At 68.0% G+C, this 8,960-nt stretch carries 8 protein-coding genes and 1 pseudogene; 3 read left to right on the top strand and 6 right to left on the bottom strand.

Features of this window, described 5'->3' with window-relative positions:
* Positions 1-330: pseudogene (locus tag WAL33_RS10080) on the top strand (DNA polymerase III subunit delta); the annotation flags it as partial.
* A 242-nt stretch (positions 331-572) separates the two neighbouring features.
* Here WAL33_RS10080 and WAL33_RS10075 read toward each other — a convergent pair.
* From WAL33_RS10075 to WAL33_RS10050, 6 genes are all read right to left on the bottom strand, one after another.
* Positions 573-1,466 (bottom strand): ParB/RepB/Spo0J family partition protein, encoded by an 894-nt coding sequence (locus WAL33_RS10075; protein ID WP_422180968.1) that lies wholly within the window; start codon positions 1,464-1,466, stop codon positions 573-575.
* A gap of 86 nt (positions 1,467-1,552) precedes the next feature.
* Positions 1,553-2,365, bottom strand: coding sequence for a ParA family protein (locus WAL33_RS10070; RefSeq protein WP_422180966.1), 813 nt, complete (start codon positions 2,363-2,365; stop codon positions 1,553-1,555).
* Complete coding sequence (gene rsmG, locus WAL33_RS10065) at positions 2,349-3,014, bottom strand: 16S rRNA (guanine(527)-N(7))-methyltransferase RsmG (protein WP_422180964.1); 666 nt, start codon at positions 3,012-3,014, stop codon at positions 2,349-2,351. The genes WAL33_RS10070 and rsmG overlap by 17 nt, the downstream gene beginning before the upstream one ends.
* Positions 3,014-4,870 carry a tRNA uridine-5-carboxymethylaminomethyl(34) synthesis enzyme MnmG gene (mnmG, locus tag WAL33_RS10060; RefSeq protein ID WP_422180962.1) on the bottom strand — a complete coding sequence of 619 codons (1,857 nt, stop codon included), beginning with the start codon at positions 4,868-4,870 and terminating at the stop codon, positions 3,014-3,016. The genes rsmG and mnmG overlap by 1 nt, the downstream gene beginning before the upstream one ends.
* A gap of 166 nt (positions 4,871-5,036) precedes the next feature.
* Positions 5,037-6,380 carry a tRNA uridine-5-carboxymethylaminomethyl(34) synthesis GTPase MnmE gene (gene mnmE, locus WAL33_RS10055; protein WP_422180960.1) on the bottom strand — a complete coding sequence of 448 codons (1,344 nt, stop codon included), beginning with the start codon at positions 6,378-6,380 and terminating at the stop codon, positions 5,037-5,039.
* Positions 6,377-6,634: a DUF6489 family protein gene (locus tag WAL33_RS10050; RefSeq protein WP_422180958.1), complete on the bottom strand. Its 258-nt coding sequence runs from the start codon at positions 6,632-6,634 to the stop codon at positions 6,377-6,379. Before WAL33_RS10050 ends, mnmE begins: the two co-directional genes overlap by 4 nt.
* 116 nt (positions 6,635-6,750) lie before the next feature.
* On the opposite strand from WAL33_RS10050, the gene WAL33_RS10045 reads away from it, so the two are divergent.
* Both WAL33_RS10045 and WAL33_RS10040 read left to right on the top strand, forming a co-directional pair.
* On the top strand, positions 6,751-7,446 hold the full coding sequence (locus tag WAL33_RS10045; protein WP_422180956.1) for a dienelactone hydrolase family protein: 696 nt from the start codon (positions 6,751-6,753) through the stop codon (positions 7,444-7,446).
* 5 nt (positions 7,447-7,451) lie between these two features.
* Positions 7,452-8,417, top strand: coding sequence for a quinone oxidoreductase family protein (locus WAL33_RS10040; RefSeq protein ID WP_422180954.1), 966 nt, complete (start codon positions 7,452-7,454; stop codon positions 8,415-8,417).
* Positions 8,418-8,960: the final 543 nt, after the last annotated feature.

The raw sequence follows: 8,960 nt of genomic DNA, 5'->3' as shown, positions 1-8,960 counted from the left end.
GGTTTGCGCCGCGCCGCCGCCGAGGGCGAAGGCGGCCCCGCCGCCGTGCGCGCCATGGGCTATCACCTGGGTCGTCTTCGGCGCACCCTGACCCTGCACAAGAACGGCGTCGACCTGGCGGCTGCGGCCAAGGCCTCGGGCGTGTTCTGGAAAAGCGAGCGCGAGTTCCTGCGCCAGGCCCGGGCCTGGACTCTCGACCATCTGCTGGTGGTGCAGGCCGAGGTGCTGGCGGCAGACAAGGCGTGCAAGACGTCCGGCTCGCCCGACCAGCTGATCTCCGAGCGCCTCGCCTTGCAGATCGCCGGCAAGGCGCGACGGCTAGGGCTCTAGCCGACCCTCGATCAACGAGTCGTCGGCTTCGTCAAACCGCCAGAGCCTTCATCCACAGGAATCTTCGAGATCCGGCCCCCGAAAGCCTCGATCAAAGTCGAGGCTGATATCGAGATTTCCGCAGTAATTTCAGAGGATTATACGAACTTTTCGCCGGTTGAGGCTCAATTCTGGCAAACAGCTCGGCCGTGGGCACGGACTCGCCGCCTTCCGTGCGCGACAGAAGACCCTCCGGGACGGCCTCAGGCGCTCCGCGTCAGGCGGTTGCAGAGATCGTCCAACTGCTCGAGCGTGGCGTAGCGGATCGTCAGGGCGCCGGCGCCGCCGCGATCGTCGATCTCGACATCCAGGCCGAGCAGCGACGACAGGTCGGCTTCCAACGATTGGGTGTCGGTGTCCTTCGACTTGGACGGACGCCCGCCGCTCGACTTGGCCCGAGCCTCGCCGTCGGCGTTCGGCGCGCGCCGGGCCAAGGCCTCGGCGTCACGGACCGACAGGCCCTTGCTGATGACCTCGCGAGCCAGGGCGGCCGGGTCAGGCACGTTGGCGATGGCGCGGGCGTGGCCGGCGGTCATCTCGCCCGAGGTCACATAGTGCTGGACCGACTCCGGCAGCGACAGCAGGCGCAGGGTGTTGGCCACGTGGCTGCGGCTCTTGCCGACCGTCTGGGCGATGATCTCCTGGGTCTGGCCGAACTTTTCGATCAGCACCTTGTAGCTCAGCGCCTCTTCGATGGCGTTGAGGTCGGCGCGCTGGACGTTCTCGATGATGCCGATCTCCAGCACCGCCAAGTCGTCAAGCTCCCGCACCATGATCGGGATGGTCTTCAGGCCGGCCCGCTGAGCGGCCCGCCAGCGGCGCTCGCCGGCCACGATCTGGTATTCGCCGGAGGCGCCCGGCGCGGGACGCACCAGGATCGGCTGCAGGACGCCTTTTTCGCGGATGGAATCCGCAAGTTCTACCAGGTCATCCTCGCGGAAGGTCCGGCGAGGCTGGTCGGGATTGCGGCGGATCAGTTCGATCGGCGCCTCACGCGAGCCGCCGCTGGTGTCGCCCGGCGCCTGGGCGGGGGCGGAATCGACTTCGCCGAGCAAGGCGGAAAGCCCACGACCCAATCCACGACGACCTTCAGACATCCCCGGCTCTCCCACCACGACCGACTCCCTCACGCGCGCAACACTCAACTTCGACAATGACTTGGATGGTTATCCTCAGACGGCGTTCAAGCCGCCTGGGAGAGCCTGGACTTCTCGCGGCTGATCACCTCGCGCGCCAGCCGCAGATAGGCCTGACTGCCGGCGCATTTGAGGTCGTAGAGCAGCACGGGCTTGCCGAACGACGGCGCCTCGGACACCCGGACGTTCCGCGGTATGACCGCGTCATACACCTTGTCGCCAAAGTGCTGCCGGACATCCTTGGCCACCTGGTCCGAAAGGCTGTTGCGGCGATCGTACATGGTCAGCACCACGCCCTGGATCTCCAGCTTCGGATTGAGGCTGCCGCGCACCCGCTCGATGGTCCGCATCAGCTGGGTCAAGCCTTCCAGGGCGAAGAACTCGCACTGCAGCGGCACGAACACCGCATCGGCGGCGGTCATGGCGTTGACGGTCAGCACGTTCAGCGACGGCGGGCAGTCGATCAGCACATAGCTATAATCACCGCTCGTGCGCAGCGGCTCCAAGGCGTCGCGCAGGCGGTAGGAACGGCGCGCCTGTTGGCCCAGCTCGATTTCCACGCCCGACAGGTCGGCGTCGGCCGGGATCACGTCCAGGCCCGGCAGCTCGGTCCTGACCGCGGCCTCGATCACCGGAGCTTCGCCCATCAGGACGTCGTAGAGGGTGGTGCGACGCTGCTGGCGGGTGATGCCCAGGCCCGTGGAGCAGTTGCCCTGGGGATCGGCGTCAATCAGCAGCACGCGCTCCCCGCAGGCCGCCAGGGCGGTGCCCAGATTGATCGCAGTCGTGGTCTTGCCCACCCCGCCCTTCTGGTTGGCGATGGCGAGGACGCGCAGCGGTTGGTCAGACTTTACGGACACTCTTAAGCCCCTTCACTTGCACGATCTGGCCTCGCGGGTCGCTCAGGGAGGGCCGCAGGTCTGACTCGAATTTCCAATATGTAGCGGCTTCCGCCAGCTCCGAAGCGACATCTTGTCCCTTCAGGAACCAACCGGTCGCACCGCGCTTCAGGTAGGGCTGGGCATACCCCAGCAGTCTGACCATCGGCGCGCAGGCCCGGGCGGTCACGACGTCGACCTTCAGGTCCAGCTCCTCGGCGCGGGCGTTGTGGATCTCGACGGGCAGGTCCAGGGCGTCGGCCGCCGCCTGCAGGAAACGGCACCGCTTGGTCATGCTCTCGACCAGGTGGATCTTGGCTCCCGGCGTGTCCTTCAGCAGGATCGCCAGCACCACGCCGGGCAGGCCGGCGCCGGCGCCCAGGTCGGCCCAAGTCCTGGCCTCGGGCGCCAGCTTCAGCAGCTGGGCGCTGTCCCAGGCGTGACGGTTCCAGTAGGGGGCGATCGTGGCCGGACCCACCAGGTTCATCACTTGGTTCCATTCCGCCAGCAGCGCCTGGAACCGCGTCAGGTCGGCCAGTTGCGCGTCGGTGCAGCCTGTCAGCCGCTGGAAGGCGGCGGCATCGACCGGGTCGAGCTCCTCGACGATCAGGGGCGCGGCGCGGGTTGGCATCAAGCGGCCTTCGCCCGGCGAACATGGGCCAGCAGGGCCGTCAGGGCGCCCGGCGTCACGCCTTCGATCCGCGCCGCCTGGCCCAGGGTCAGCGGCCTTACCCGCGCCAGCTTCTCGCGCACCTCGTTCGACAGGCTGCCGACCAGGCCGTAATCCAGATCGGCCGGCAGGCGCAGGTCCTCTTCCTTGCGGAAGGCCTCGACGTCGTTGCGCTGACGGTCGAGATAGCCGGCATAGGCCGCCTCGATCTCGATCTGCTCGCGGGCCATCGGGCTCCACGTGGAAATCTCCGGCCATACCGCGGTCAGGCCGTCCAGGGTGACGTCGGGCAAGGCCAGCATGGCCAGGACGTCGCGACGCTGGCCATCGTGATTGACCTTGAAGCCGACGCGATTGGCCTCGGCCGGCGTCAGGGTGACCGAGCGGGCGAAGGCGCGAACGGTCTCCAGCTCGGCCTTCTTGGCGGCCCAGGCCTCCGCGCGGATCGGGCCCACCACGCCCAGGGCCAAGCCCTTGTCGGTCAGGCGCTGGTCGGCGTTGTCGGCGCGCAGGATCAGGCGGAACTCGGCGCGGCTGGTGAACATCCGATAGGGTTCGGTGACGCCCCGGGTGACCAGGTCGTCGATCATCACGCCGATATAGGCTTCGTCACGGGCGAAGACCGCGGGCTCTCGGCCCTGCGCCGCCAACGCCGCGTTGAGCCCGGCCATCAGGCCCTGGGCGCCGGCTTCCTCGTAGCCCGTCGTGCCGTTGATCTGGCCCGCCAGATAGAGCCCGGCCAGGCGCTTGGTCTCCAGGGTCGGGTAGAGCTCGCGCGGGTCGACATAGTCATACTCGATCGCATAGCCATACCGGATGACCTCGACGTTCTCGAGGCCCGGCATGGTCCGCAGGAAGAGCAGCTGCGTCTCGGCCGAGACCGAGGTGGAGATCCCGTTCGGATAGACCGTGTCGTCGTCCAGACCCTCCGGCTCCAGGAACACCTGATGGCTGGTCTTGTCGGCGAAGCGGACGACCTTGTCCTCGATCGACGGGCAATAGCGCGGGCCGATCCCGGTGGCGCGGCCGCCATAGACCGCGGACTCGCCCAGGCGCTCGGCGATAATCTTGTGGGTCTCGGCGGTCGTATAGGTGATGCCGCATTGGATCTGCGGCACGTCCACGTGGGACGTCAGGAACGAGAAGGGCTCGGGCTGCTCGTCGGCGGCCTGCATCTCCAGGCGATCCCAGGCGATGGTCTTGCCGTCCAGACGGGCGGGCGTGCCGGTCTTCAGGCGGCCCATGTCGAAGCCCAGGGCGTAGAGCCGATCCGACAGCCCGATCGAGGGCGCGTCACCGACCCGGCCGGCCGAGATCCGGGTCTCGCCCTGATGGATGACGCCCTTCAGGAAGGTGCCCGTGGTCAGGACAACACGAGGCGCGCGGTAGACGCCGCCCTCCCCGTCGATCACCCCGGCCACAACGCCGCCCTCGACGATCAGGTCTTCGGCGGCGGCGGCGATCACGTCGAGGTTCGGATAGGCGAACAGCTCGGCCTGCATGGCTTGGCGATAGAGCTTGCGGTCGATCTGCGAGCGCGGGCCGCGCACGGCGGGGCCCTTGGAGCGGTTCAGAAGACGGTACTGAATGCCGGCCTTGTCGCCCATCCGGCCCATCAGGCCGTCCAGGGCGTCGATCTCACGGACCAGATGGCCCTTGCCCAGGCCGCCGATGGCCGGATTGCACGACATCTCGCCGACGGTCTCGCGCTTGTGGGTCAGCAGCAGCGTGCGCGCACCGGCGCGGGCCGACGCGGCGGCGGCCTCGCAGCCGGCGTGACCGCCGCCGATGACAATGACATCCCAAGTGTTGGACAAGCTTGCGCGCCTCAATGCGAACGCCCCCGTCTGGGCGGGGGCGCGTCAACCTTATACGCGAGAGTCCCCGCAGCGGCGAGTCGGTCGCGGGTGTTTCACGTGAAACACCGTCGAGACATCTGTGATCAGCCTGTGGACAGTTCAAGCCGATGTTTCACGTGAAACATCACTTCCCGATGCAGAAGCTTGAAAAGACGCGGTCGAGCACGTCCTCGGGATCAATGCGCCCCGTGATCCGAGAAAGAGACCGGGCTGCCAGGCGCACATCCTCGGCGGCAAGCTCGACTTCCAGTCCGACATCGGAAAGGGCCCGCTGCAGATAGGTCCGCGCTTCGGTCAGACTTTCAGCGTGGCGGATCCGAGTGGCGGCCGGGAATTCCGCCCCCGACAGGGCCAGGACCACGTGAGCCGTCAGCGCCGCCCTCGCCTGCTCCGCGCCGCCCGGCTTGCGCGCCGCCAATTCGATCACCGCCAGACCCCGCGCGGACAGGATCTCGCGCAGCTCGGCCAATCGTCGGGCGTCGACCAGGTCGATCTTATTGACCACCGCCCAGTCCCCGGGCTGAACGACCGCCAGCTCATCGTCTTGTTTCACGTGAAACATCGCGGCGTCGATGACCCAGAGCCGCAGGTCCGCCTCAGCCGCCCAAGCCCGCGCCCGACGCACGCCCTCGGCTTCGATGGCGTCTTCGGTCGTGCGCAGCCCGGCCGTATCCGCCAGCAAGGCCTTGTAGCCGCCCAGGGTCAGCGGAACCTCGATGATGTCGCGGGTCGTGCCCGGCGTGGCGGTGACAATGGCGGCGTCACGCTCGACCAGGGCGTTCAGGAGCGTGCTCTTGCCGGCGTTAGGCGCGCCGACCAGGGCGATGCGGAAACCGTCTCGTACACGCCGGCCGCGCGAGGCGTCCTCCAGAGCCGCGCCGATCTCGGCCTCCAAGGCCTCCAGCCCCGGGCGGGCCCGCGCCGCGACGTCCTCGGGCAGCGCCTCATCGGGGAAGTCGACAGCCGCCTCCAGCATGGCCAGGGCCTGGACCAGAAGCCCGCGCCAGGCGTCGTAGCGCTGGCTCAGCGCGCCGCCCAGCTGGCCCAGCGCCTGGCGACGTTGGGCCTCCGTCTCGGCGTCGATCAGGTCGGCCACGCCCTCGGCCTGGGTCAGATCCAGTTTGCCGTTCTCGAAGGCGCGTCGTGTGAACTCGCCCGGCTCGGCCAGGCGAAGACCCTCGGCGGCCAGTGCTTCAAGCAGCGCCTCGACCACGGCCCGACCGCCGTGCACGTGAAACTCCGCGGCGTCCTCGCCGGTGTAGCTGGCCGGTCCCTGGAACCACAGGACCAGGGCGTCGTCCAAGGCGATCCCCTCACGGGTCAGTTGGCGCAAGGCCGCGCGGCGCGGCTTGGGCAGGTCGCCGGCCAGGGCCCGGACAGCTTCGGCCGAACGCGGTCCCGAAATCCGCACGACCGCCACGGCCGCCCTGCCCGCGCCGGTGGCCGGCGCGTAGATCGTGTCGTTCATTCGGACTTGCCGCCCATCCCACCAACAGCAGCGCCCGCCGCCGCCGTCATCAGCTTGCGGAATTGGTCCTGGGCCCCAACCCCGAACGCCATCCAGTTCTTCATCAGCTCCTCCGGCGCCAGCATGGCCATGTTGGAGGTCATCCGCTCCTGCATCTCCTTGACGAGGTGCTCGTTCAGGGTGCTCACATCCGGCAAGCCCAGGAAGGCGCGGGCCTCCACCGGCGTGCAGTCAATCTCAATGGTCATCTTCATGATCTGGGGTTCCCTGCCGCAGGGGCACGATATTGTTATGCCCTGACCGCATCGGCGCACGTTAGAGCGCTTCGGTCGAAACTCCCATCGACGCCTCACTGGATACGGAGAACCCCATGTCCGAGACCCTCACGATCACCACCGCCGACGGCGCCTTTTCGGCCTATGTGGCGCGGCCTTCAACGACGCCTGCCCCAGCCGTCGTCGTCATCCAGGAGATCTTCGGCGTCAACAAGGTGATGCGCGACGTCTGCGACGCGCTGGCCGCCCAGGGCTTCGTGGCGGTGTGCCCCGATCTGTTCTGGCGCATCGAGCCGGGCATCGACATCACCGACCAGAGCGAGGCTGAGTGGAAAAAGGCGTTTGAGCTCTACAACGCCTTCGACGTCGACACCGGCGTTTCGGACATCGCCGCCACCATCGCCGCCGTCCGCGCCCTGCCCGGCGTCAACGGCAAGGTCGGCGCGGTCGGCTACTGCCTGGGCGGCTTGCTGGCCTTCCTGACGGCCACCCGCACCGACGCCGACGCCAGCATCTCCTACTATGGCGTTGGAACCGACAAGTATGTGGGCGAGGCCGAAAAGCTGGCCCGGCCCCTGCTGATCCATATCGCCGAGGAGGACCAGTTCGTGCCGAAGGAGGCCCAGAAGGTGATCCTCGACGCGCTGAAGGACCACCCGCAAATCGAGATCCATACCTATCCCGGCCGCGACCACGCCTTCGCCCGGGTGGGCGGCGAGCACTACGACGCGGCCGATGCCGGTAGGGCCAACGCTCGCAGCCTGGCCTTCTTCAAGTCCAACCTGGTCTGACCGTCATGCTGGCCATACAAGCCGTCCGCACCGGCGGCCCCGAGGTCCTCGAGGCCGTCGACCTTCCCGTCCCCTCGCCCGGACCGGGCCAGATCCTGGTCCGCCACCAGGCCGTGGGCCTGAACTTCATCGACACCTATCAGCGCAGCGGACTTTACCCGACCAAGATGCCGGCGGTCCTGGGCATGGAAGCCGCGGGCGTCGTCGAGGCGCTGGGCGAGGGCGTCACACGGTTCAAGGTCGGTGATCGCGTCGCCTATAATGGTTCGCTCGGCGCCTATGCGCAGGCGGCCGTGGTCCCGGCCGATCGCGCGGTGAAAGTTCCGGACCGTGTCAGCCTGGAGACCGCCGCGGCCGTCCTGCTCAAGGGCATGACCGCCGAATTCCTGGTCCGCCGCTGTCACAAGGTCGAACCCGGTCAGACCGTGTTGATCCACGCGGCGGCCGGCGGCGTGGGGTCGATCCTGGTGCAATGGGTCAAGGCGCTGGGCGCGACCGTGATCGCCACGGTGGGATCGCAGGCCAAGGCCGCCCTCGCCCGCGATCACGGCGCCGACCACGTGATCCTCTACGGCGAGGAAGACATCGCCGCCCGGGTGGCGCAGATCACCGGCGGCCAGGGCGTGGCCGTGGTCTATGACGGCGTCGGCAAGGACACCTTCGAGGCCAGCCTCAAGAGCCTGGGCCGGCGTGGCCTGCTGGCGACGTTCGGCAACGCCTCTGGTCCTGTTGCGCCGTTCGCGCCGCTGGAGCTGTCGGGCAAGTCGCTGTTCGTCACGCGGCCTCGCCTGTTCGACTACATCGTCACGACGGCCGAACTGGACGAGAGCGCGGCGGCCCTGTTCGCCGTGCTGGAGTCCGGCGCGGTGAAGATCCAGATCGGGCAGACGTTTCCGCTGGCGCAGGCCCGGGCCGCGCATGAGGCGTTGGAGGGGCGGAAGACCACGGGAGCGACGGTGCTGATTCCGTAGGGCCCGAGCCACCAGGCGGGGATCCAACCGTGTCCATCCCCGCCAGCGCCGCGACGAACCCCAACCTTTCCAACGCCCTGAAAAATAATCAGCGTCACCGATCCTCGGACCTCAGACCCGCCGCATAATCAAACCCGTCCCTATCGCGGGGGAGGGCTCTTGGTACCGGCCCAAGCAGGCGATGGAGATGGAACCGAGCGGGGCCGGCTGGCTTGGCGATCGGGTCGTTTCGGGAGGCGGGGCTCAGAAGGTCCCAAGACCCGGCGCGGACGATGGCGGGTCGGTCGGGTCGACGGGGCTGGGAGTTCAAACCGGCCTGTTCCAGGATCAGTCGGAGTCGCTGACGGCCCCTTCCGGGCGACTTTGATCCTGCCCGCCTGAGGGGAAACGTCGATCGGGATGAAACAAGCCCTCAGTCGCCGTCCCTTGAGAAGAACGGTTTCGCGGAGCGGCAGGTCCAGTCGAAACGCACAACTCACATCACGGTCATCCGGGCTGGGCCCGGTCCGCTCCGCGCCTCCCCACCCACTCGCCGCGAAAGCC

The sequence above is a fragment of the Caulobacter sp. genome, from assembly GCF_049283275.1.
Classification (GTDB): domain Bacteria; phylum Pseudomonadota; class Alphaproteobacteria; order Caulobacterales; family Caulobacteraceae; genus Caulobacter.
Note: the sequence above shows the minus strand (reverse complement) of the source record. Positions and strands in the feature narration are given on the sequence as shown.